This is a genomic window from Nonlabens spongiae (genome assembly GCF_002117125.1).
Taxonomy (GTDB): domain Bacteria; phylum Bacteroidota; class Bacteroidia; order Flavobacteriales; family Flavobacteriaceae; genus Nonlabens; species Nonlabens spongiae.
In genome coordinates this window covers 628,151-652,367 of record NZ_CP019344.1, presented here as the reverse complement: position 1 = coordinate 652,367, position 24,217 = coordinate 628,151, and the positions used below count along the sequence as shown (strand labels likewise).

At 40.3% G+C, this 24,217-nt stretch carries 18 protein-coding genes; 13 read left to right on the top strand and 5 right to left on the bottom strand.

Going from position 1 to position 24,217, the window contains the following annotated elements; genetic code table 11:
• Positions 1-2 precede the first annotated feature (2 nt).
• From BST97_RS02980 to BST97_RS02965, 4 genes are read right to left on the bottom strand one after another with little or no spacing between them, the layout of a single operon-like run.
• Positions 3-1,463 (bottom strand): lipopolysaccharide biosynthesis protein, encoded by a 1,461-nt coding sequence (locus tag BST97_RS02980; RefSeq protein WP_085765847.1) that lies wholly within the window; start codon positions 1,461-1,463, stop codon positions 3-5.
• Positions 1,454-2,749, bottom strand: coding sequence for a glycosyltransferase family 4 protein (locus tag BST97_RS02975; protein WP_085765846.1), 1,296 nt, complete (start codon positions 2,747-2,749; stop codon positions 1,454-1,456). The genes BST97_RS02980 and BST97_RS02975 overlap by 10 nt, the downstream gene beginning before the upstream one ends.
• Positions 2,750-5,209, bottom strand: coding sequence for a YfhO family protein (locus tag BST97_RS02970; RefSeq protein WP_085765845.1), 2,460 nt, complete (start codon positions 5,207-5,209; stop codon positions 2,750-2,752). It lies immediately after the preceding gene.
• Positions 5,210-5,238: 29 nt separating this feature from the next.
• Positions 5,239-5,514 (bottom strand): DUF4834 family protein, encoded by a 276-nt coding sequence (locus BST97_RS02965; RefSeq protein ID WP_085765844.1) that lies wholly within the window; start codon positions 5,512-5,514, stop codon positions 5,239-5,241.
• Positions 5,515-5,596: 82 nt separating this feature from the next.
• Here BST97_RS02965 and BST97_RS02960 point away from each other — a divergent pair, with 82 nt between their 5' ends.
• Genes BST97_RS02960 through BST97_RS02940 form a run of 5 tightly spaced genes read left to right on the top strand, consistent with a single transcriptional unit; the run spans position 5,597 to position 11,302 of the window.
• Positions 5,597-6,586 carry a transporter gene (locus BST97_RS02960; protein WP_085765843.1) on the top strand — a complete coding sequence of 330 codons (990 nt, stop codon included), beginning with the start codon at positions 5,597-5,599 and terminating at the stop codon, positions 6,584-6,586.
• A 3-nt stretch (positions 6,587-6,589) separates the two neighbouring features.
• On the top strand, positions 6,590-7,711 hold the full coding sequence (locus tag BST97_RS02955) for a GTP cyclohydrolase (RefSeq protein ID WP_085765842.1): 1,122 nt from the start codon (positions 6,590-6,592) through the stop codon (positions 7,709-7,711).
• A complete protein-coding gene (locus BST97_RS02950; protein WP_085765841.1) occupies positions 7,711-8,769 on the top strand; it encodes a DUF3810 domain-containing protein in 1,059 nt (352 codons plus the stop codon). The genes BST97_RS02955 and BST97_RS02950 overlap by 1 nt, the downstream gene beginning before the upstream one ends.
• Positions 8,770-8,774: 5 nt before the next feature.
• Positions 8,775-10,553: an AAA domain-containing protein gene (locus BST97_RS02945; RefSeq protein WP_157111408.1), complete on the top strand. Its 1,779-nt coding sequence runs from the start codon at positions 8,775-8,777 to the stop codon at positions 10,551-10,553.
• Positions 10,487-11,302 (top strand): DEAD/DEAH box helicase, encoded by an 816-nt coding sequence (locus tag BST97_RS02940; RefSeq protein WP_085765839.1) that lies wholly within the window; start codon positions 10,487-10,489, stop codon positions 11,300-11,302. The genes BST97_RS02945 and BST97_RS02940 overlap by 67 nt, the downstream gene beginning before the upstream one ends.
• Here the strand turns inward: BST97_RS02940 and BST97_RS15930 are convergent.
• Positions 11,266-11,463 carry a hypothetical protein gene (locus BST97_RS15930; RefSeq protein WP_085765838.1) on the bottom strand — a complete coding sequence of 66 codons (198 nt, stop codon included), beginning with the start codon at positions 11,461-11,463 and terminating at the stop codon, positions 11,266-11,268. The genes BST97_RS02940 and BST97_RS15930 overlap by 37 nt on opposite strands.
• 194 nt (positions 11,464-11,657) lie before the next feature.
• On the opposite strand from BST97_RS15930, the gene BST97_RS02930 reads away from it, so the two are divergent.
• The 8 genes from BST97_RS02930 to BST97_RS02895 all read left to right on the top strand — a co-directional run bounded on the left by BST97_RS02930 (position 11,658) and on the right by BST97_RS02895 (position 24,144).
• Complete coding sequence (locus BST97_RS02930; protein ID WP_085765837.1) at positions 11,658-13,742, top strand: ATP-dependent nuclease; 2,085 nt, start codon at positions 11,658-11,660, stop codon at positions 13,740-13,742.
• Positions 13,724-15,646, top strand: coding sequence for an ATP-dependent helicase (locus tag BST97_RS02925; protein ID WP_085765836.1), 1,923 nt, complete (start codon positions 13,724-13,726; stop codon positions 15,644-15,646). Before BST97_RS02930 ends, BST97_RS02925 begins: the two co-directional genes overlap by 19 nt.
• A gap of 349 nt (positions 15,647-15,995) precedes the next feature.
• Positions 15,996-16,418: a hypothetical protein gene (locus tag BST97_RS02920; protein ID WP_085765835.1), complete on the top strand. Its 423-nt coding sequence runs from the start codon at positions 15,996-15,998 to the stop codon at positions 16,416-16,418.
• Between the two features lie 103 nt (positions 16,419-16,521).
• Entirely contained in the window at positions 16,522-17,028 is a 507-nt protein-coding gene (locus BST97_RS02915; protein ID WP_085765834.1) for a hypothetical protein, read from the top strand.
• A gap of 313 nt (positions 17,029-17,341) precedes the next feature.
• Positions 17,342-20,401 carry an amidohydrolase family protein gene (locus BST97_RS02910; RefSeq protein WP_085765833.1) on the top strand — a complete coding sequence of 1,020 codons (3,060 nt, stop codon included), beginning with the start codon at positions 17,342-17,344 and terminating at the stop codon, positions 20,399-20,401.
• A gap of 10 nt (positions 20,402-20,411) precedes the next feature.
• On the top strand, positions 20,412-21,716 hold the full coding sequence (locus BST97_RS02905) for an amidohydrolase family protein (RefSeq protein WP_317043453.1): 1,305 nt from the start codon (positions 20,412-20,414) through the stop codon (positions 21,714-21,716).
• 688 nt (positions 21,717-22,404) lie between these two features.
• Positions 22,405-23,277: a carboxypeptidase-like regulatory domain-containing protein gene (locus tag BST97_RS02900; RefSeq protein ID WP_085765831.1), complete on the top strand. Its 873-nt coding sequence runs from the start codon at positions 22,405-22,407 to the stop codon at positions 23,275-23,277.
• Between the two features lie 267 nt (positions 23,278-23,544).
• The gene (locus tag BST97_RS02895; RefSeq protein WP_085765830.1) at positions 23,545-24,144 is read left to right on the top strand and encodes an SET domain-containing protein; all 600 of its coding nucleotides are present in this window, start codon (positions 23,545-23,547) and stop codon (positions 24,142-24,144) included.
• Positions 24,145-24,217: the final 73 nt, after the last annotated feature.

Below are 24,217 nucleotides of genomic sequence, written 5' to 3'. Positions count from 1 at the left end.
TTTTAAAACACTTTCCTAACAATGTTGTTAATCATACCATTTATTTCAGACGATAAGCGTAGTGCATACACGGCGCCTATGTAGAAACCTCCTAACAGCAGCGTCTTCAGAGCTATGTTGATGTAAGTATTGATCGCAAAATCCCAAAACACAAAGCCTAAAATAGTCACCGCGATGAGTCCCAGTGACATCCATGTTTTGGAAGTCCAAGGATTCAAGTGAAGTTTGTAGTATACATATCCCGCTTTCGCGAAAGCGTAACCTATAAAAGCAATACTCGTTGAAATCGCTGCACCGTAAATGCCATAAAGTGGTATCAATAATAAATTAAGTGCCACCGCCACCAAAGCAAGTGCAAGACCCAACCACAAAGTCACCCGATAAAGATCTGAATTGTAAAGTATCGCATTGTTGCTCCCCAAAAGGTTTTCTGTGAACTTGACACTCGAAATGATGAAAACAACCGGTATGGCAACGCTAAATTCAGGTGGGAGCAAATTGTAAAACTCTTGGACATTACACAAAATAACAACCATCAAAAAACCCGAAATAATACTCAGGTTGAGGGAGCTGCGCTTATATAGTTTTTCCAGTTCTTGAGTCTTATTTTGATTGAGATATTGTGCCGCCAGCGGGAAGGTGATTTGACTCATACCTCGAGCGGGAATGGCAATGACTGTTGCTATATAAACCGCTACCCCATAATAACTTATCGTATCTATACTCAAGTACTGGTTGATCATGTATTTGTCCAGATCAATCAGCGCCGTACCCACAGATCCTGCAATAATCATAAGCAGAGAATAATCAAAAATTCTCCGCGTGAAGGCAGTTTTTCTAATCTGTAATTTCGGCTTGTAGGTCCTGAAAGCCATTACCATCATAATGATGCATCGCAGCGCATAAACAAGTACCAGACTATCAATAAATTGTGACTGAGTGATCCAGTCAAACATGACTGCAATGAGTAAAATCGTAGCTGCAAAACGGTAAAAAACCTCCTTAATGAAATTACCACCTATGGTTTTCATGTGCACTTTTACCCAAGCGTAAAAAACTTCAAAATAGGCTTGAAATACGGCAATGATCACGATATGCCACACATAGTCTCCCACCATTTCATTGACTTTTGTAATCAAGTCAATGATTTGTTCCTGAAATACATAGATCAATAATGCTCCTGGCAGCACAACGATCAAAGGCAAAATCAGCATAACAGATAGGAATGCATCGCGCTCGTCTACAGTCGTGTAGCTGCTGTAAAACTTGACTAGGGTATTGTGTATACCAAAACTCATCAAAGGAAACAGCAAAAACGCCGTAGACAGTACATAACCCCAAAGCCCGTAGTAATCGTCATCCAAAAAATTTGTGGCGAGCAGCAGCGTGTTTGCCGCTCCCAGCAAGAAGCCCAGAATGGTCAGGCCTAAATTCCATGCGCTATGTTTAATAACTATTCCCACATTTTCTCAATTTCGGCAGCGAGTTGCTGAGTGGTTTGCGAGCGATGATATTCACGAAAAAAGTCTATTGAATTACCACTGTTATTACCTGATTTGTACAGATTGTACAGTCTGAACAATTCCGCTTTTAGTTCGGTGTGATCCTGATAACTGAAATAACTTCCAGCATGATTATACTCGATAATTTGCTCAATATCAGCCCCTGCAGGTCCTAAGGCGACAATAGGTCGCCTACTGGCCAGGTATTCAAAAATCTTCCCTGGGATGATCGCTTTTGTAATTTCAGAGTTAATTTCTATGAGCAAAAGTATTTGAGATTCATACATGAGCTCAATCGCATCTTCATGATTCAAATAACCGTGACGCTTCAAAACTTTTGAGGGTAAGTGACTCTCAATACTTCTTAAAATTTCTTCACTTACGTTACCAGCAAGATGCAATTCTAGATCGTTGCAGAAACTGCTATTCTCATCGCAAAGCTCACTTAAAACAGCCCATAATACCTGTGGATTACGGTCTGAAAGAAGAGTTCCTACGTGGGAGAGTTTGAATTTTCCGCTCGGTTGTTGAATGTTTTCATTGGGCTGGATGTCGTAGCCATTTGTGACTACCGCGACTGGTTTTGTGGTCTTTTGTTCAAATTCTTGTTGGGTATGAGGGCTGGTCACCACTACTCGATCTGCCTGATTTAAAACTTTTTGTTCTAAATTTTCATGCTTTTGCCGAGCAGATTTTCCTAACCGCAATTTGTGGTGATACCCTATTGTAGTCCAGGGATCACGGAAATCTGCAAGCCACTTGATTTGAGAGAATTTCCTTTTTAAATCCAGGCCGTTTAAATGTACTGAATGTGGTGGTCCCGTCGTTATTACAGTAGATTCGGGATTTTTAGCAATGAATTCAGCCGCGACTTTTACTACCCTGTGCTTCCATCCTACTCGAGCATCTGGAACAAACAAATTACCACGTGCCCAAATGACCCATCGTTCTACGAGAGACTGCTTTTTTTTGATGATGCCTCGTTGTAAGTTTTTGGTACGCTTTCGCGAAAGCGAACTCAATAATCTACTCGGTTCAAAAATAGGCACTTCAATAATGTTTAGCCCTCTAGGTATCTCAGACAACAAACTTTCATCCAAAACAGGATAGTCTGGATTTTCAGGAATAATCAGATTCAAATCATATCCCATTTGCTGTAGGTAGGTCGTGAACTTCAACCACCTTTGAACGCCGGGACCACCTGCTGGAGGCCAGTAATAACTGATAATGAGTAAGCTACGCGCCAATTATTCCTTGTTCTTTACTTTCCAAAAAACGATGAGTCCTAAACAGATAACGAGCAGGATATTAGAGCCTAACATGACGTAAGTTCCTGTTTTGACAACCTGAGGCTCAAAGGTTAACTCGATCTCATGATTACCCGCTGGAACCATTACACCTCGCAAGGTATAGTTTACCCGAGCAATAGGAACTTCCTGACCATCAACAGTAGCTTTCCAGCCGTGCGGGTAATACATTTCTGCAAAAACGGCTAAACCATCTTTTGAGTTTTGGGTAGAATAGACCAGCTTTTCTGGGTGATAGCTTGTAAGTTCTATGGTTGCAGAGCTGTCTTTGCCTACCTTGGTAAGATTTATTTTCTCTTGCTCTTCTTGAGTAATAAAAGCTACGGCATCGCCTTTTAGGTTTCTTAATGAAAGTATTTCCTCATTTTGATTGCTCACTGGTATCACTTCATTCACAAACCAGGCTGGTCCCAAATTCAGCGGGTTCTCAATAGGCTTGACACCATCTTCCTGCTCTTGAATGAAATACTTGACATTAAACATGGAAAGGATCTCGATGGTGTTCTCATCGACTCCCATTCTTCCTTGCTCATCTCTCAAGTAGAAGTCCACCAAGTTGTTGAAACGAGCTGGTTTTGCTGGATGATAGCCTCCCAAGGCGTGATGGAAGTTGCTCGCACGTGAACTGGTTACTGGATCTGTAGTCAAGTCATAAACCCTAAAGTGAGAGGGATCTTTTTGTATCGCTTTATCAGCTCCGTATTCAGGGAAAATATTATCGTACTCTCTCGCTGATATAAAACTGTCTGCATTTACATAGTTCAAGTTAAAATCAACCAGATCAAACAAACAAACCGCACCGATCAATACCAGAGCTAAGTTTTGTTTAATTTTCTCTTTTAGAGTGAGGTAAAGTATTCCAGTTATCAATCCGATAATCAACAAAGATCTGAGGGAATCATCGCGCATTAAAACCCAGCGGTCTTCTCTAATCGCTTTTACAAAGGGTAATCCCAATTGATCTTCTTGAATGAAATTGATATCATAGGGCGATGTAAAATCAAATATGGATTTACCCAAAACGGCAAATAGCGCGCATAATCCTCCCACGATGGCGCTGGAATACAAAACTGCTTTTAGCTTTTCTTGAGAAGGGATTTTTTTTACAAACAGGCAATACAAACCAGCCATGGCCAGCAGTGGGAAACAAAGTTCAATCAACACCAGGACTGAGGTAATCGCTCTGAACTTATTCCATAAAGGCATATAGCCGATTAAAAACTGTGTAAGCCAATCTACATTTTTACCCCAAGCAATTATTACCGCAAATAAGGAAACACCTACTGCCCATTTTATCAGCTTGCCTTCCAAGAGAAAAAGAGCAAGGATCGCCAAGAAAATAACACCCGCTCCCATATAGGCAGGAGCTTCTACAATCGGCTGGTCGCCCCAGTACATGGGTACTCCAGACTCTGCAAACTGCATGGCTTGAGCTTTGGGAAGTCCCAGACTTGTCAAATAGGCTACCGTATTACTATCTTCTTCAGGGCGCATACCGCTTCCTCCTCCCACAAATCTTGGGATGAGCATATTTATGGTTTCTACGAAGCCGTAACTATACTGCGTAATGTAATCGTAATCGAGACCTGAGTCGGTAGAGATGCTTTCGCCTTGAGCGTTAATACTAATAGGAGATTTACCACGGGTACTTTCACCTGTATACTCACTAGTAGTTAATAAGTTGGCTGCATTTGTTCCTAAGGCAATCACCACCGCACCCACGAGGATCCCGATGGATTTGAAATAATGTTTCAGCAAGCCTTTTTTGTAGGCATCAATAAAATAAACGATCCCCAAAATAATTACCGCAAACATCAAGTAATAGGTCATTTGAAGGTGGTTAGCTTGAATCTGTAAAGCCATAAAAAGTGCCATACAGATGAACCCGACCAGATACCGTTTTTGAAAAACCATGATGATACTGGCAAGCACCATGGGCATGTAAGCTATGGCGTGCGCCTTTGAGTTGTGTCCTACACCTAGGATAATGATCATGTAGGTAGAAAATCCAAAAAACAAGGCTCCCAGAATCGAGTATTTCCAGGGAATTTTAAGCACAAGGCCCAGTATATAAAAACTTATAAGATAGAGAAAAAGATAGTCTGCCGGTCTAGGAAGAAAACGGATCACGCGATCCAATTGATCGATCAAATCATATTCATAACGCACACCAAGCTGGTAGGTGGGCATACCGCCAAAAATGGTATCAGTCCATAGCAGTTCCTCCCCTTGATTTTCTCTAAAATCAATGATCTGACGGGCGTTACCGCGGTACTGAACAATGTCGCTCTGGTAGATTTTTTTACCGCTTAGAACCGGATGGAAATAGGCTAGCGCGGCAATGATGAATAATAGAAACGCTATTGCGTGCGGGATGATTTTCTTGAAATCAATCTTCATGGACTCTCGTAAACGTGAAAATGGGGAAATTAATCAATTTCCTCAAAGTCCACGTACTCGCCCACTTTTTTCTTTTCACGAAAAGTGCGCTCTTTGGCTTTGGATTTTTCCCTACGAGTTTCTGTGGAATCGGTACTTTGCCCAAAGCCGGGCTGCCCTCCCATGCGCTGCTCAAAACTCTTTTGAACCTTTTGCATGGCTTTTCTTCCCATCCAACTCAATATTTGTTTACCGTAGGCTCTCCACACGAGTCGCACGACTACATATATGATGAGAACTATTAAAATGAATTGTAGTAGCTTCACTGACTGTAATTAAAAAGGTAAAATTACGAGAGCATCTCTCTTATAATCTTAGATTAATACTAAATTTGGGTCAAATTATACTATGTATCGACACTCATATATAGGTGGTGTTCTATTGACACTTGTTACACTTTTCAGTGCAAAAGCTCAATATACTGAAACCATCAACACTAACAATCCGGGTCGCTCGCAAGGTGCCTTTTCTGTAGGAACTGGCGTAGTGCAAGCTGAAACTTCCCTGTTTTACGGTAATCAAGAACATACTCCTCTAAGATATGAGCGCGATTATGGCGGTATAGCATTTCAGTTGAGGTATGGATTTTTATTTGAAGAACTTGAAATTTCTTACATAGGTGGGTTTACCAGTGCGACGCAAACGCAGTTCAGCACCTTTGGCAATAGTGAGAGTACCTTTGCTAACTTCTCAAGGAGCACCCTAGGATTAAAATATCTTGTTTTTGACCCTTTGAAATTTTTTGGTGAAAAAGGAAACAATCTGTACAGCTGGCGGGCAAACAATGTCCTGAACTGGAAGGATTTTGTACCTGCGGTTTCGGTTTATGCAGGGGCAAATTTGAATTTCAGTGATCCAAACTCCTTTACCCCACCTGGCGACCCGAGTGTATCGCCACGGCTGGAACTGTTGACGCAAAACAACTTCGGAAACATCGTTTTTGTAATGAACGGTGTATTTGATCGTATAGGAACAGACTTTCCTTCTTATGAATTCCTAGCGACACTCACCCACACCGTAGGACAGCGCTGGGCGGTTTTTGGTGAATATCAAGCACTGATCTCTGATTTCTACAGCGATGATCTCGTGCGCGGTGGTGCTACTTATTTGATCAACAACGACTGGCAAGTAGACGGCAGTGCCACCTTCAATTTTAAGGATACACCTACCGTTTTCCAAGTAAACGTGGGGATGTCCTACCGCATCGATTTTCATAAAGACAAGGAAATCAGACAAGAAGGCGACGGCAAGACTAAGAAAGACAAGAAAAATGACAAGCTCAATCTTGAAGAAAACGAGCCAGAAGATAAAGAAGACGATAACGGCGGCGGCATCTAGATCATGATAGAAGTAAAAGAGATCCATTCAAAGGCAGACATCAAGAAGTTTGTCCTTTTTCAAATAGAACTTTATAAAAACAACGACTGCTTTGTACCTCCCATCATTAAAGATGAGGTAAACATTTTCAACCCTCAGGTCAATCAAGTCTACAAAAATGCAGATAGCTGGTTGTTTCTCGCATACAAAAATGGCAAGATCGTAGGTCGTGTTGCTGCGCTGATCAATCACATTGAGATCAACGAGCAGAAAAAGCCCAAGATGCGTTTCGGGTGGCTGGATATGATTGATGATATCGAGGTGACTAAAGCCTTGCTGAATAAAGTTCATGAGATAGGAAAAGAAAAGAACTTGGAATACGTTGAGGGACCAGTTGGATTCTCAAATATGGATAAGGCCGGTATGCTGGTGGAAGGCTTTGACGAGCTCAGCACCATGATTACCTGGTATAACTTTCCCTACTACAAGGAACATATGGAACAATTAGGTTACACAAAAAGCGCCGACTGGGTAGAATTCAAGTTTACACCGCCTAATCCCATTCCAGAAAAGTTCAACAAATTTGCAGATCTTATTTCAAGGAGGTATAAACTAAGAGCGCTGGAGTTCAAGTCCATTAAAGATGTGGAGCCTTATGTGAACGAGATGTTTGAGCTGCTCAACCAGACCTACAGCAAACTGGTGACCTACGTTCCCATCCAGCAATATCAGATTGATCTTTATAAAGAAAAATACCTCCCATTCATCAATCCAGATTATCTGGAATGCGTCGTGGATGAAAACGATAAATTAGTCGCCTTTGCGATTACCATGCCTTCATTTTCTAGAGCACTTCAAAAAGCTAAAGGCAAGCTCTTTCCTTTTGGGTTCATGCATTTACTCAGGGCAAAAAAGAAGAACGATCGGGCGGCGTTTTACCTGATAGGCATCCACCCAAAACTTCAAGGTAAAGGAGTTACGGCCATGATGTTCCGCAATGTGAGTAGAAATTTTATTGATAAGGGCATCACGCTGTGTGAGACTAATCCTGAGCTGGAGGACAATATTGCAGTTCAGGCGCTATGGAAAGACTATGACCCTACCTTGCACAAGAGACGACGCCTCTACCGCAAAGATCTGGTTTAATGAGGGTAGATCGCAGGCTTATCGCAGCAATTCTGGTATTTGTACTGCAATTGGTGGGATATTATTGCCTACGCTTTTTTCCAGGATTTATAGAAGCCTTTTATAGCACCGGCCTCTACCCCTACCTTTCTGCGGGATCGCGATGGATCACGGGCTTGGTTCCGTTCTCGATAGGCGATTTGGTTTATGCGGGAGTGATTTTGCTATCGTTGCGCTGGTTGTGGGTGTACAAGCGTGAAATTGTTACGCTTTCGCGAAAGCGGTATCTCCAACTATTCACTACCCTAAACATAGTCCTATTCTTTTTTAACCTGGCCTGGGGATTCAATTATTACCGGTTGCCCTTGCACCAATCCCTAGAAATCGATGCAGATTACACCACCGATGAGCTCGTGCAAGTGATTGAATTGTTCACCGAGCGATCCAACGCATTGCACCGTCAACTACAACCCAACGACAGCCTGGCCGTAGCTTTTACAGAGTCCCAGCCGCAGATTTTTGAGCGAGCGCCAGAGGCTTATGAGCAAATCTCCAAGGAGTTTTCGCATTTGAAATACCATAATTCCAGCATCAAAAAATCCATGCTCACCGTGCCGCTGTCATACATGGGCTACAGCGGTTATTTGAATCCGTTTACGGGTGAGGCGCAGACTAACGCGTGGATCAACAACTATAAAACACCGGTGCTGACTTTGCACGAGATGGCGCACCAGCTGGGTTATGCCAAAGAAAACGAGGCCAATTTTATCGCGATTCTCGCCGGCAACGCCCACACCGATCCCTATTTTAGATACAGCGCCAATATTTTTGCCTTACGCTATTGTCTCAACGATTTGTACCTGCGCGAACCAGAGCTTTTTGAGGAATACAAATCCAAGGTGCGCCCGGGAATCTTTAAAAACTATCAGGAATTGACAGACTTCTGGCAAGAGTACGAGGGCGTGATTGAAGAAGTTTCCCAAGCGACTTACAACACCTATCTCAAAGCAAACAATCAGCCTGGCGGCATGGCAACCTACAGTTATGTGGTGGCGCTGCTGGTGAATTATTATAAATAGAATTAGTGAACTACAACCCAACCGACTTCTACGGATTTTTAAGAGATTGTTATCTCGCAGACAACCAAGAAATGTACGTGGACAATGTCCTCGCGCAAAAGTTCCGTTTCAAATGGTTTGTAAGAACTCAAGAACAGTTGCTGAGCCACAACCAGCCCATTATTCCTTATTTCAATAAAAAGAACGATGAGCTTTCCAAGGATTTGCAGATCCACCGGCTAGAAAAGGCGTTGTATTACGGTTACGTGTTTCTGCTGGGTGAGCGTAAAGGAGGTTTCAGTAAAGACAAGCGGTTGTGCGCTCCTCTCCTACTTTATCCGGTGACGCATGAGTTGATTGATGACACCTATTATTTGAGAGTCAACCGTTCGGGATTGATCATCAACAGGTTTGTATTGCAATCCATCTCGTTTAAAGAAGGTAAAAGCAAAGACCAATTTATCGAGGCGCTGGAAGCCATCAATGACGAAGACGACTTCAGTACGTTCAAATTAAAACGAGTGCTGGAAGAGTTCGTAGTTAATGCAGACTGTGAGGAATTGTCCATTGCGCCCGAGGTTTGGAAAGTCGATCAAGTCAAGGAATATTTCAAAGCCGGGAAACATAAAGACACCCAGAAATTCATCCCGGCAGCCGGAACGGTCTATGTCAAAAAAGCCGATTCCTCCCTCATGATTTCTGAGGATTTGAAACGTTTAAGAAACAACGGCGATTTCAGCATACCGCTGGCAAAATTGGGATCTGATGAAACCGTAAAACCATGCGATGCCAGCGCTTTTGAACATCTGCTGAATGCGGATCAGTTTCAAGCTTTGAAAAACTCGATGCAATTTGCCAATTCGCTCATGATCGGTCCTCCGGGTACGGGTAAAAGTTACACGATCAGCTGTATCGCGGCAAATGCTTTGCTCAATAACGAGAGCGTGCTGGTTGTGGGGAAAACAGATCAGGCGGTAAACGTGATCAAAGATTTACTGAGAAAGGAATTTAAAATCACGCGCCAAGTCACCCAAACCACCAGTGCCAACTACAAATACGTACTCAAGAATAAAGTTCGTCGTCTACTGACTAATGTCGATCTGGAACCCATCAGATATACAGATGTCAAGCAAAAAGAAGTGCTAAACCAACGTATTTTCTCGGCTCAAGAGAAATTTGAGAATATTGTAGAAAAAGAACTGCGCCTTACTGAGCTTCAATTCTCAGAGGACAGATCTTTTTATGAAGGCTTGCAAAAATGGTTTTGGGAAATACAGCACAAGCGGTTGCTGCCCGCGTATAAAGTCATGGCAGACTGTAGGGATCTGGAAGCGCAACTGGAGCGTTTCACCAGAGATTACATCAAACATAAATACAGTCTGAACCAGCGAAAGAATTTACGAGACTACCGGCAGGAATTGCTGCTGTTCAATGATGCTCTGTTAGCAGGTAACTTTTCCACCTACAAAAAGAAAATTGCCGAGCTGGACTTTTCCAAACTACTGAAAAATCTACCGCTCTGGCTGGTTACGCTCAACAAGCTCAACTCGGTGATTCCCTGTGTGAAAAACGCTTTTGATCTGGTCATTATTGACGAGGCAACCCAGTGTGATCTCGCCAGCGCCATTCCCGCGATTTATCGGGCTAAGCGTGTGGTGGTCGTGGGCGATCCCAATCAGCTGGGGCATTATAGTTTTCTCTCAAAATTTCAGCAGAAACAGTTTCGTGAAAAACATCAATGGCCGATGACTCCGTACTCGATTACAGAAACCGCAGTATTCTCGATTTCTACATCAATTTTTTGACTCGGCAAGAGCAGGTTTCCTACCTCAAGGAGCATTACCGCTCCGTGCCTTCATTAATTGATTTTAGCAATCAGAAATATTATAACGGCAACCTTAAGATCCTCAAGTCCACACCCACCCAAAAGCTTCAAGGCAGCGTCGCATTGATCAACACTTTGAAAGAAGACAACAGCGACCCTTTGGCGAGCGAGATCGACCAACTCATAACCGCGCTGGATGAATTAATCGCCGATTATAAAACCATGAAGCGCCCGCCCAGCATTGGGATCATATCGCCCTTGAACAAACAAGTGACCGCTTTGCAAAAAGCCGTTTCTGATCATTTGGAGTTGGAAACACTCAAGCGCCACGATATTTTGGTAGGTACGGCCTACCACTTTCAGGGATCAGAGCGGGACATTATTTTGTATTCCTTGGGATTGACAGACGGTTCCCACCACTCCGCGATCCGGCACGTGATGGAAGATGCTGTTTTTAACGTCTCCATGACCCGCGCAAAATCCCGATTGATGCTCTTCCACTCCCTTTCAGAAGAGACCCTAAAACGCCACGAGCTGCTCGCCGAGTATTTTTCATTTGTGAACGACTCCCAACTTCCCGAAACCCAAAACGCCCAGCACGACGTTTTTAAGAAGAAGTCATGCAAGCCCTGGAGCAGTTGGAACACACCACCGTGTACGCCAGTTACCCCATGGCGGGCATGTCGCTTGATCTATTGGTCAAGAACAGGGACTCCTATTTCTTCATAGACCTGATAGGCTATCCCGGCCAGCATCAAGCCGCCTTTGATCAAGAGCGTTACCGCGTCCTTTCCCGCACCGGCGTCATTTGCATACCGCTTAACTGGAACCATTGGAAAAACCAAAAAGAACAGGTGGTGAACGATCTTTCTAGGGTGTTTGACAAGCATTGGTAGGTTTGTGGGGATTTTTGCTTTCGCGAAAGAGTTTGGTCGAATTAGGCCAATTTGAAAGTCAAACCTTTGCTACCATTATATATACATTAAAACATACCATGATTATTGAAATAATCACTTAAAATTGTATTTTTAATGTGTCAACCAGCTAGCTATAAGCCTACAATCATCTAGGAATATTTAAAATCATGCAAATAACAAAATTAGAAATTGAGAATTTTAGATTACTGAAAGGATTTTCTATTGATTTAGAAAAGGAACTTTCTTTAGTCATTGGAAAAAACAATACGGGTAAAACGTCAATTCTTTCAATTCTTGATAAATTCTTAAATGAAAAAAACAAATTCACCTACGATGATTTCAATATTGACTTCAAAAAAGAATTAGAAGAATTAATAAAATTATCAGATGCGCCAGAAGAATTTCTTCCTAAAGGAATAAAATTGAAAATCTTTATTGATTATGATGATAAAGATGATTTATCAAATGTAAGTAGAATATTAATGGATCTTGATCCAGCCAATAACAAAATCGTATTAGGTTTTGAGTATATTATTACATATCCAGAGTTTTTAAAATTGAGAAATGATTATGACGCCTTTGATAAAAACGAAAAGCAAAAAGTTGCAGAGAAAAAGATAAAAGAAGTTAGAGGTCTTAAAGAATTCATAAAACAAGGGTTGAATAAGTATTTTACTACACAAAGATTATCCCTTGAATATGATTTAACCAAAGAAAAAATCAATGAATTTAATTACATCAATTTAGACTCGGAAAAAATTAGTATTAAAGATATTATATCTTTCAAATATATTCCCGCTAGAAGAGACGTAACAAACAAGGATAAAGACAATACTCTTTCTAAACAGACTTCAAGTTTATACAGTAAAAATGAAGATAGTGAAGAAAAAGCACAAGCAACAGAAGATTTTATCGATCAACTTTCTGAAACTGATCGAACATTGAGTGGTATTTATTCTGACTTATTTAAAGATGTTTTAAAAAACGTTAGCACTTTTGGAGGTATAAAACTTAATGAAACTACCATAGATATAATCTCGACACTTCAACATCAAGATTTACTTGAGGGCAACACCACGGTAGTTTACACTCACGATATTGACAAACTGCCTGAACAATACAATGGTCTTGGCTATATGAATTTGATAAGTATGATTTTTGAAATTGAAATACTTAGACAAGAATTCAAAAGAAAAAAGGATGAAAAACCAGCTGACATTAATTTATTAGTAATTGAAGAGCCAGAAGCTCATACACATCCTCAAATGCAATACGTTTTTATTAAGAACATCAAAACCTTGCTTGCAGAAGGTATTAAACGTGAGGATGGAATAAATAAACCTCTACAATACATAATAACCACTCATTCATCTCATATAGTTGCTGATAGTGATTTCAATGACATTAAGTACTTAAAGATTGAAGATAAAAATAATGTAGTATCAAAAAATCTCATCGATTTAAAGAAAGAGTATGATACTGACACAAACCAATATCAATTTCTTAAACAATATTTGACAATAAGTAGGGCAGAAATATTCTTTGCAGACAAAGCAATTCTTATTGAAGGAGATACGGAAAGAATATTGATACCTACTTTTATGCGAAAAGTTGACATTGAGGAAGCTACCCGTTTAGGAGCAGAAGGTAAAGTTGATGACTTTCTCCCACTGTTGTCACAAAATATATCTACAATTGAAGTTGGTGCTTATTCTCAAATTTTCAAGAAGTTTATAGAGTTTTTGGGTATTAAATCTTTAGTTCTTACTGATATAGATTCTGTTGGTGATTTAGGAAATAAAAACGAGGAAGGGAAACCAATAATTGAGGCTTGTGAGGTTAGTAAAGGAACAGCGACAAGTAACTCCGCAATTAAACACTTTCTAGGAACTGTAGATTGGAAGAATTTAAAGAGTTTAACAGCTGAAGATAGAACAATTAAACTAGGAAGTGCAAAACTATGTTTATGCTATCAGCAAGAAGAGGATGCATATCATGCGAGGAGCTTTGAAGATGCATTCATTCATATAAATCGAGCATTTATAGCTGGCAAGAAAGACGAATTTCAAGGTTTGAAAAAGAGAAAGCTATTTGATGATGGCGCAAATAATGCCTATGTATTAGCTGATTCATGTATTAAGAAGAAAACTCATTTTGCATTAGATATTTTATATCATAGCAATGAGAATTTTAGTAATTGGAATATTCCAGAGTACATCAAAAATGGCTTATTATGGTTGAAGGAAGATTAGTATTAGAGCCCGAAGTACAGGAAATTTTCAAATTAATTGATGAGGGGAAAAACTTTCTTTTAAGTGGTGGTGCAGGAAGTGGTAAGACCTATTCTTTGGTAAGTGTTATTCGTCAGGTAATAACTGAAAATCCAACTGCTAAAGTTGCCTGTATGACATACACCAATGCCGCAGTAAAGGAAATTGAAGAAAGAGTAAATCACAAGAGTCTTAATGTCTCAACTATCCATGATTTCCTATGGGACAACATTAAGCACTTTCAAAAAGAGCTTAAAAGAGCAATAATAACATTGGCAAACGATGAAAATGTTAATAAAATAAAAATTAATGATTTAAGTCCTGTACCAGATAATTTTTTTGAGGATCTAGAAGAAAAAATAATATATAAAGAATTTGTTCGGATAAGAGATGGAATAATCTCTCATGACGAGTTAATTATTGTTGCACATTATCTTTTTCAAAAATACCCTAAGCTTAATAGTATCGTAAAAGATAAATACAAATTCATTTTTATAGATGAATATCAAGATACTAGTAAGATGGTTGTAAAAACATTCCTAACTCATTTTAAAACAAGTGAAAGAAAAAATATAATAGGTTTTTTTGGCGATGCCATGCAAAATATTTATCCTAACACTGTTGGTAATTTGGATGCATATGATGAAAATGACGTGCAAGAAATTGCAAAAAAACAGAATAGAAGAAATCCCCAACTTATTATTGATTTAGCAAATAAACTACGAACTGACGGTATCATTCAGGAACCTTCTAACGATCCCAATGCACCCAATATGGAAGAAGGTGTAATAAAGCAAGGTAAAGTGCTGTTTTTGCATTCAGATAATGATGACATAAGTAAGGTTAAAAAAATTCTGGAGGATAATTATGATTGGGACTTTAATAATTCAAAAGAAACGAAGGAACTGAACCTTACTCATAATTTAATCGCAGATAAAGCAGGGTTTAGAACACTAATGAATATTTACGATAAAGACAACATATTAAGTTTTAGGGATAGGATTAAGAAGTATATAAAAGATAATAACATTACTAATGATTTTTCAGAAAATACATTTGGCGAAGTTATTGAATCATTACAACAAGGAAAGAGTGGACAGGATTTGAACAAGGTGAGTCCAACCAATGGAATGCAGAACTTCATTAATAAAAATGAGGAATTATACAATTATGCTAAATCCTTAAACTACTCTGCATTTTCTAAAATATACTTAGATAAAGATCAATTACTTGATGATAAAAAAAAGGATGAAGATGACGAAAATAAGAAGGGCTCAAAAAGAGATAATCTTATCAAGCATTTGTTCAAAATCCAAACTAATATTTCTCTTTATCAGAATAAAAAATACAATGAATTTTTAAGAGCTACAGACTTTCATTATAAAATTACAAGCATAGCAAGCAAAAGAACTTTAAAAGAAAATATTGAAAGCCTTATTGACGTTGGCGACAAAATTATTGAAGAAGTAATTACAGATGCCAATGAAAAAGGCATTTGTATAATTGATGATAAGCTAACTGATTTTAAAGAGAAAAAAGAATATATATATAATCGTGTTAAAGATGTAAAGTTTAGTGAATTTCAAAAACTCTATGAATATTTAGAAGGTCAAACGCCTTTCTCAACTCAACATAAAACCAAAGGAGCAGAATTTGATAATGTCCTTGTAATTCTGGATAATGGCGGTTGGAATAATTACAATTTTGAAAAAATGTTCTTAGGTACAGCCTCCGAATCTGTAAGGAATAGAACACAAAAGATATTCTACGTTTGTTGTACGAGGGCAAAAGAAAATTTAGCAGTATTCTTCCATAGTCCAAGTGATGAAGTTATAGTGAAAGCTAAAGAATGGTTTGGAGATGAAAATGTTGTTCGTATTGAGTAATGGCTTCCCCCAATAAAAAACTGAGCTAAAAACGAAACCTTTCTCGATTTAATTAATTTCAATTCATTATATGTTAAAGCTGTTTATACATTATAGTACTTATATCCTTCCAAATTTCTAAGAAAAAATTTTAAACGTGAAAAATCTCATCCTAACTCTAACCTTAGAATTTGGAGTTCTATACAACGCCAATGCGCAATCTCACATCGATGCTAACCAAATGGTTGGTTTTGGTTGCGGCTTTTCTGGGAGTCAATTGCCTTAAGTAGTTAAAGTCTCTGAATTGCTCGACCAAGAATGAACAGCTTACATCTAGTTTAATTAACCTGTTTTCCAAAAGTATACTTCAATGAACGAGAAAGAAATTGCAAGCCTGATCAATCAATTACGCAATCAAAAGAATTACGACGAGGCTTATGTAGGGTACTTCCAACATGAGATTGGTTCTCATGACTGCTATATCAAAGCAAATAGACAAGGGCTAGAACTTCACGCTGCGGAACTCCTAGAGGCAGCACTAAAAATTAATGAGATAACAGCGAATTCAAAAACGCCAATCTTGTACTTAGATGAAGGTATTGTTGATAAAGAAAGTGATATTACGCTGTTCGATCTTGAACTCAAAAAAGGAACTCGCAATGAGATTATATCTGAGCCAGTTTATATAGAAACTTGGACAGATCGCTTGACAAAATACTTGATCATTGGAATCATAATTTTATTGTTGCTGTTAATTATTGTCGGGATCATCACAGTGGTATCATGGTTTTGAAAAATTATATTCTTTTTGAATCAGCCTCTTTCAACAGCTTCCTGACCAAAAAGTTCAATATTGGTCTATTTTTCAACTAGACAACTCACCTTAAATATCAAAAATGCCACACCCCATAAAAATAGAGATCACAGACATAGACGCTTTTTACAGAAAGGCAGAAAAGCATTTCGTTCAAAATTTCTATAGTTCAAAGAATCTTACGCGCATTTTATTATTCGCAGGGTTAGGACTGGTCTTAGTCATTTATGGATTATGGGCTGAGCAAGCTTCAGAATTGACTACCGTAAATCATGGTCAGGAATCGGTGACATATGTGGATTTTGGAATCGCGTTTGGTTTGGGTATCGGTTTCCTATTGTATGCAACGCTTAATTTTCTTGACCTCCGAAAATCTAAAAAAGCCACTGAGCAACTTTTTGAACTTAAAAGAAATAGAGAGAAAAAGGTTAATGATAAGATTACTTTTACATTTTCAGAAAGCCACATCAGTTATTCCTCTAGTTTGCATCATTGGAGTAAAAAATGGGGGCTTATGATTTCTTCAAAATCAAAGACCATAGCTTACTCTTGTTTGCTAGAACCACGCACGCTGCTTTCCCTGAATTAGTCATTCCTCTCAATAGTTTGAATGAGCAGCAACTTGAATTGCTTAAGAGTTATATTGGTGAGAAGGTGAAAAACGTAACCTAGGAAATTTGGATTGCCGCAGCTTTGTATTAAACTGACTTTGGAATTTTTCGAAGATCATTTTTTTTAGAATGAGACCTTGCTGCTGCCAAGCTTATCAAATCAAGTGATGTTTTGATTTTTTGAAAGATGTTGATGGTTTTCTTGCTTTCGCGAAAGCGGTATAACATTCACTATCAATACCATCCCATTCCCCTGCTCTACCCTATCTTTAGAGCATAAATCCAAATTAAATGAAGCGATTACTTTATGTGTTCTTGCTGCTGGGATGGCAACTCCAGGCGCAGGACTATTTCCCAAACAACGATGACATCAGCGCGGTGGACGATGTCACGAGGGTCATTACCAATGTCACCGTAACCACCATGCCTGGTCAGGTGATGGAAAATGCGACCATCGTGATCAAAAATGGCAAGATTGAAGCCATAGGTCAAAATGTGAGCATCCCTAAAAATGCTGTGGTGGAAGATGCCTCTGGTACGTACATCTACCCTTCTTTTATAGAAGCGTATGGCGATATGGCGATGAAAGAAGCTCCTCGCGCGCCCAGTAGCCGAGTGCAACAGTATGATGAAGGGCGTAAAGGGTATTACTGGAACGACCACATACGCGCTGAGCAAATGGCCATGGACTTTTTCAAGTACGATGAAAAGGAAGCCCAGAAATACCTCGACGCCGGCTATGGCATGGTTCAAACACACCTCCACGATGGTATTGCTCGCGGTAGCGGTATGTTGCTCGCACTTAATAACAACGGAACTGATGCACAACGCATTGTAAAACAAGAAAGCGGGAACTTTTTCAGCTTTGACAAGAGCCGCCAGTCGCGCCAGTCCTACCCTACCAGTATGATGGGAGCACTAGCGTTGTTGCGTCAAGCACATTTTGACGCTGACTGGTATGCAAAAGGACATGCAAAAAACAAAGACCTTTCCCTTGAAGCGCTCAATGCTAAAAAAAGCATGGTGCAGTACTTTGAGGCCGGCGATAAGAAAAACGTATTGCGCGTAGACAAACTGGGTGACCGCATCGGGAAGCAGTTTGTGATCGTAGGTGGTGAAGATGCCTATGAAATGATCGATGAGATCAAAGCAACCAATGCGTCGCTCATTCTTCCTGTAAATTTCCCAGATGCTTATGATGTGAGCAATCCGTTTTTGGAAAGTTTTGTAAGCCTTTCTGATATGCGCGAGTGGAAACAAGCTCCGGCTAATCCTAAAATGCTCAGCGATAAAGGCGTTACTTATGCGATCACGACCATGGGACTCAAGAAACCTAGTGATATCTACGGTAAGCTGCGCAGCGCGATGGAATATGGTTTGACTAAAGATCAGGCGCTTGCAGCCCTGACGACGATTCCTGCACAGATCATGAAATCATCGGCAATGGTGGGAACTTTGGAAAAAGGAAAACTGGCCAATTTTATCGTAGCTTCAGGAGATCTTTTTGATAAGAAAACCGTGATCTATGAAAACTGGGTGCAAGGCTCCAAACACCTGCTCAAGGATCGTAATGTAAAAGACATCGACGGGACCTACACCACACGCATAGGCGGTACAGACTATGAAATGGTGATTTCAGGAACTGGTAAAAAGATTAAAGTGAAAAGCGACAGCATCACGCTAGGGTCTAAAATCGATTACGATAACGACTGGATCAACATTCTAGCAACACCTAAAAATACAGATGATAAAGGCGTCCACCGTTTCCTTGCTCAAAAGAACAAAAATGACGGATTAACCGGTACCGCCTATCTAGCTGATGGAAATGAAATTGGGTTTACGGCTGCGATGAAGAAAGACGGCTCTTCGACTCAGGGTGACGATACCGATGACGGCTCTTCGGCTCCGCTCACAGACCTTGAGAAGGATGAAGAAGATCAAGACGACTCTACTGAGGGGTCGTTGAGCGGAGTCGAAACGCCCGCGAAGGACGACGCTACTCAGAAAGAACTGAAATCAGTAGGCAAAATGACCTATCCTAATATAGGTTTTGGGTACGAGCAACGTCCTCAGCAAGAAACAGTATTATACAGCAATGCTACCGTCTGGACTAATGAAGAAGAAGGAATACTCAAAAATACCGACGTTCTCGTTAAAGACGGTAAAATTGCCAAAATCGGCAAAGATCTCAGCGATCGTGGAGCACGAGTAATTGATGGTACAGGAATGCACCTAACCAGCGGTATTGTAGACGAGCATAGCCACATCGCCATAGACGGTGGTGTAAATGAAGCCGGTCACAACTCAACAGCAGAGGTAACTATTGAAGATGTCGTAGATCACGAAGATGTCAATATTTACCGGGATCTTGCTGGAGGAGTGACGAGTTCGCAACTGCTGCACGGAAGTGCTAACCCCATAGGTGGTCGTAGCGCGATCATCAAATTAAAATGGGGCTACCCAGCAGATGAAATGATCTATGACAATTCGCCACAGTTCATCAAATTTGCGCTAGGTGAAAATGTAAAACAATCCCGCTATCAGTACGGCGTGCGTTTCCCTCAAACCCGTATGGGAGTGGAACAGGTATTCATCGACTTCTTTTCGCGAGCGCGTGACTATAAAGACTCAAAGGGAAAACCAGACTTCCGTTATGATGAAGAAATGGAAGTACTTCTGGAAATTTTGGAGAGCAAGCGATTTGTAACCTGCCATAGTTATGTACAGAGCGAGATCAATATGTTGATGAAGGTGGCAGAAGATTTCGGCTTCAGAATCAATACGTTTACTCATATTCTAGAAGGTTACAAGGTAGCCGATAAAATGGCTGAGCACGGCGTGGGAGGATCGACCTTCAGCGACTGGTGGGCCTACAAATATGAGGTGAACGACGCCATTCCCTACAACGGTGCGATCATGCACGAGGCTGGTGTGACCGTTGCCTTTAACAGTGATGATGCCGAAATGTCTCGACGCTTGAACCAAGAAGCTGCAAAAGCCATGAAATATGGTGCCGTGAGCGAGGAAGAAGCTTGGAAGTTTGTAACGCTAAATCCAGCAAAACTCCTGCGCATCGACGACCGCACGGGAAGTATCAAAAAGGGTAAGGATGCCGATTTGGTACTTTGGAATGCGCACCCCATGAGTGTGACCGCGAGACCCCAGATCACCATGATTGATGGTATTGTTTTCTTTGATGTTGAAAGAGATGCACGCTTTCGCGAAAGCGTAAAAAAAGAAAGGCAACAACTGGTCAACGAAATGCTTAAAGCAAAGAATAAAGGCCTGAAAACACAGCCTGCCAAAAAGAATGAAAAGACACTTTATGAATGTGATACCCTGCACTGGTAAAATGAAACCCATGAGAAAATTAACGATAGTAGCTGCGCTGATTTGCAGCATGATAACGTGGGCGCAACAAACTCCAGCGCTCGCACAAAAAGGAGCTTTTACGATCATGAACGCGACCGCGCACATAGGTGACGGCAGCGTGATCGAGAACAGTATAATAGTCGTAGAAGAAGGCAAAATCACCACAATTGCAGATGCCACAACGGTCAAAATGCAACCCAAAGGCCGCGTAATCAATGCCGAAGGACAGCACGTATATCCAGGAATTATCGCGATGAATGCCACGCTGGGACTGGTAGAAGTGGATGCCGTAAAAGCGAGTGATGATGAGCGTGAGATCGGAACGTACAATCCGCATGTGCGGTCTGTGATTGCTTATAATGCAGAGAGTCGCGTAGTGGAATCCATGAGACCCAACGGAGTTCTGATGGCTCAGATCGTACCACGTGGTGGACGTATTTCTGGAAAATCCAGCGTGGTACAACTCGACGCGTGGAATTGGGAAGATGCTTCCCTCCTAACCGATGAAGGTGTTCATATCAACTGGCCCAGTAGTTTCAGAAGAACCGGATCCTGGTACAATCCCGGGCCGATTGAGCCCAGTAAAGATTACGAGAAACAAGTTCGCGAACTGACCGATTTTGTCAATAACGCAAAGGCTTATAACGCTACAGAGAGCAAAACAGGTCTGAACCTGAAATATGCTGCGCTAAACGATGCGATTAATGGAAAGCAGACGGTATATTTTCATGTAGATGGTGAGAAAGGCATTAGAGACGTGCTGAATTTTATCAATAAAAATGGTATTCAAAGACCTGTATTGGTCGGCGCTCGTGAAGCCGATAAAGTGGCTAAAACACTGGTAGCGATGAAAGTTCCTGTTTTGGCAGGCCGTACCCATTCCCTACCCAGCGCCGAGGATGAAGACTTTGATTTGCCTTATAAATTCCCAAAAATGCTAGCGGACAAAGGGGTTTTAGTAGCATTGGAGAACAGTGGTGACATGGAGCGTCATCAAACACGTAATTTCCCATTCCTTGCTGGAACGGTAGCAGGTTACGGTATGGACATGGAAGAAGCCCTAAAACTGATCACGCTGAATCCCGCAAAGATTTTGGGAATTGATGACAAATACGGTTCGCTAGAAGAAGGTAAAATGGCTACGCTTTTCATTTCAAAAGGTAATGCTCTTGAAATGATGGGTAACGTGTTGACCCACGCTTTTATAGACGGTCGTGAGATTTCCCTCGACAGCCACCAGACTGAGCTGTATGAGCGGTATATGGAAAAGTACGGGCTTGAGGTGAAGAGGTAGTTGAATTATGAATGCAGAATGCTGAATGCAGAATTTGGAATGCAGAATGAATTTATTTCGCCCTTCAAGTCCCCTTCGACTCCGTGGTCATTGAGCGGATCCGAAATGCTCAGAGAACTCCTTAGGGCTCAAAGTCATTTAATATCGTGAGGGCTGAGGTGTTACGCTGAGCCTGTCGAAGCGCTCTCGAAGCCCGATTTTGAAATCAAGAACAAAAAGTCGTTTCTCTAAACTGAAGGAGCGGCTTTTTTAGTTCGACATTGATTCTATTTGAAGTGCAAAAGTTTATATTTTATTGGTTAAGTCCTAGCATTAAATTTTCTTTAGCCCCTTTGAGGGGGTTGGAGTGTTTGCAAAAGTAAATCGTTGTCTTAGTCGTAATTTAATAAAATTCAAATTTGCCCTACTAAGTCGCCCTTCGAGGGCCTCAGGCTCAAAGTCATTTAATATCGCGAGGGCTGAGGTTCTCGAAGCCCGATTTTGAAATCAAGAACAAAAAGTCGTTTCTCTAAACTGAAGGGAACGGCTTTTTTAGTTGAATTGTCCTGTGTTCTGTAGATTGATAAACCCAATATTTAAAGATTAGGGAGCGGTTTCCATTTTTTAATAAGTTTTATCTACCTTTAAATTCTGCTTAAACAACGGCCGTTTGAAATCATCCCTTCTCCTCTTCTCAATATTTGTTTCAATGACATGTTTAGGAAATAACAGCCAAGCGATTGATTCACTTCTGGTCACGGGTAAGGTAATTGATCCAGATGGACGAGCATTGGCAGGCGCTACAATTCAGATAAAGGGAACGCAGAAGTTCACGGTTACAGATTTTGATGGAGAATATACAATAAAGGTACTCCCAGCAAATACTTTAGTATTCGCATATACTGGTTATGAAAATCAATCTATTTTAGTCGGTAATCAGAAAATTATTGGTGTGACGCTTCAGCCTATATTGGAAGTAGTAGCGGTAACTGCCGGTCATCCTTTTTTAATGAATAAAATTTTTATTAGCAAAGGCTTGAATTACAAAGTAAATAAAATCGAGGTTGATAATCACAAAGGGATTTTACCACTCAATTTTAGTTTTAGTGGTTCAATAGGTACTGATTTAGATAACAATAGTAGTTACTCCTATTCTTTAAGAAACTCAATCCGACTGTCTGGTTCAAGATATTTTAGTTTTAAAGCTGGTGTAGAAAATCAAAATTTCAATGGTTTACAGTTTCATCAATATCGGCTAGATATCTCGACTTCTTTTAAACTCCTAAGTTTCAATTCCAAATATTATAAAGACCCAAGAATTAAAGTGATTCTCGGTCATCTCAACTACGATGGCCAAGAGCAAAACGAAAGTCTGGGAATCGGTTTAGGATTGAGCCGCAATTTATTCAGTAATTTAAATCTATCAGCTAGTTATACGTACTGGGATAACTTCAATGAGGTGAAAACCGAGGCATTGTATCGCTTCGGTGATTCCAACTGGTCTGCGCTTGCTAACTACCGCCACCTCTCCGATTATGAGGAATTTCAAATAGGCGTTGCTTATAATTTGAATTTTTATTGATCCTTCTTTTTAGACTGTAAAAATTTCAGTTTATAAATCTCTTATTGTAAAAACACTAAGTTCAAAATTAGAGACTTCCTGTCCTTTTCAAAACTTAGTGAAATTGTTCATAATTCACCTTCGCAAAATGCTCGCTACATATTGCCATATCATGAATAATTTTAAATTCGTTTATGGATAAAATGTACTCTCTTATAGATCAAAACGGGTTTATGTATTAACAAAGACCGGTTCAGAACTATAGAAGGGTTTGATTAACAGAATTAAATGATACACCCTCATACAGAATTAAAGTTCATCAGTAAGGAAGTAGGGTACGGTGTGGTTGCCACTCAACTGATTCCTGCGGGAACTATTACCTGGACTCTTGACAAATTGGATCGAGAGTTCAGTCAAGATGATTTTGATCAAATGGATCCCATTTATCAAGACATTTTAGAATTTTACACCTTTAGGAACAACCACGGGAGATTGGTTTTATGCTGGGATAACGGTAGATACGTTAACCATAGTTTCAATTCAAATTGCCTCAGCACAGCTTACGACTTTGAGATTGCGATCAGAGACATACATCCAGGTGAGCAGTTGACAGATGACTATGGCTATTTAAATATTTCATCACCCTTTAGAGGCATCGATGAAGGAACCAGAAGGAAGGTCGTCTATCCAGATGACTTGAAGAAATACCACAAAACCTGGGACAACAAGATCAAAAAAGTATTTCCAAAAATCACTAAACTGGATCAACCTCTGCGACACGCCATGAATGATCCAACGTGGGCTCAGATCAACCGCGTGATACAAGGCGAAGAAGAAATGCAATCTATTTTAGCCAATTACTTTAGCAAACATCCTGAAGCTGAATAAACGCAAAACTTTAATTCAATCAAAAGCCCTGAGGTGAATAACTGTATTCAAATCAGGGCTTCCCGATTTAGAA

Excerpts from the sequence above, each read along its gene's own strand:
- BST97_RS02925 (WP_085765836.1), top strand. The coding sequence starts at position 13,724 with ATGGTTGAAGGAAGATTAGTATTAGAGCCCGAAGTACAGGAAATTTTC.
- BST97_RS02920 (WP_085765835.1), top strand. The coding sequence starts at position 15,996 with ATGAACGAGAAAGAAATTGCAAGCCTGATCAATCAATTACGCAATCAA.
- BST97_RS15930 (WP_085765838.1), bottom strand. The coding sequence starts at position 11,463 with ATGCTTGTCAAACACCCTAGAAAGATCGTTCACCACCTGTTCTTTTTG.
- BST97_RS02940 (WP_085765839.1), top strand. The coding sequence starts at position 10,487 with ATGGCCGATGACTCCGTACTCGATTACAGAAACCGCAGTATTCTCGAT.
- BST97_RS02955 (WP_085765842.1), top strand. The coding sequence starts at position 6,590 with ATGATAGAAGTAAAAGAGATCCATTCAAAGGCAGACATCAAGAAGTTT.
- BST97_RS02930 (WP_085765837.1), top strand. The coding sequence starts at position 11,658 with ATGCAAATAACAAAATTAGAAATTGAGAATTTTAGATTACTGAAAGGA.
- BST97_RS02960 (WP_085765843.1), top strand. The coding sequence starts at position 5,597 with ATGTATCGACACTCATATATAGGTGGTGTTCTATTGACACTTGTTACA.
- BST97_RS02905 (WP_317043453.1), top strand. The coding sequence starts at position 20,412 with ATGAGAAAATTAACGATAGTAGCTGCGCTGATTTGCAGCATGATAACG.
- BST97_RS02910 (WP_085765833.1), top strand. The coding sequence starts at position 17,342 with ATGAAGCGATTACTTTATGTGTTCTTGCTGCTGGGATGGCAACTCCAG.
- BST97_RS02970 (WP_085765845.1), bottom strand. The coding sequence starts at position 5,209 with ATGAAGATTGATTTCAAGAAAATCATCCCGCACGCAATAGCGTTTCTA.
- BST97_RS02895 (WP_085765830.1), top strand. The coding sequence starts at position 23,545 with ATGATACACCCTCATACAGAATTAAAGTTCATCAGTAAGGAAGTAGGG.
- BST97_RS02900 (WP_085765831.1), top strand. The coding sequence starts at position 22,405 with ATGACATGTTTAGGAAATAACAGCCAAGCGATTGATTCACTTCTGGTC.
- BST97_RS02950 (WP_085765841.1), top strand. The coding sequence starts at position 7,711 with ATGAGGGTAGATCGCAGGCTTATCGCAGCAATTCTGGTATTTGTACTG.
- BST97_RS02915 (WP_085765834.1), top strand. The coding sequence starts at position 16,522 with ATGCCACACCCCATAAAAATAGAGATCACAGACATAGACGCTTTTTAC.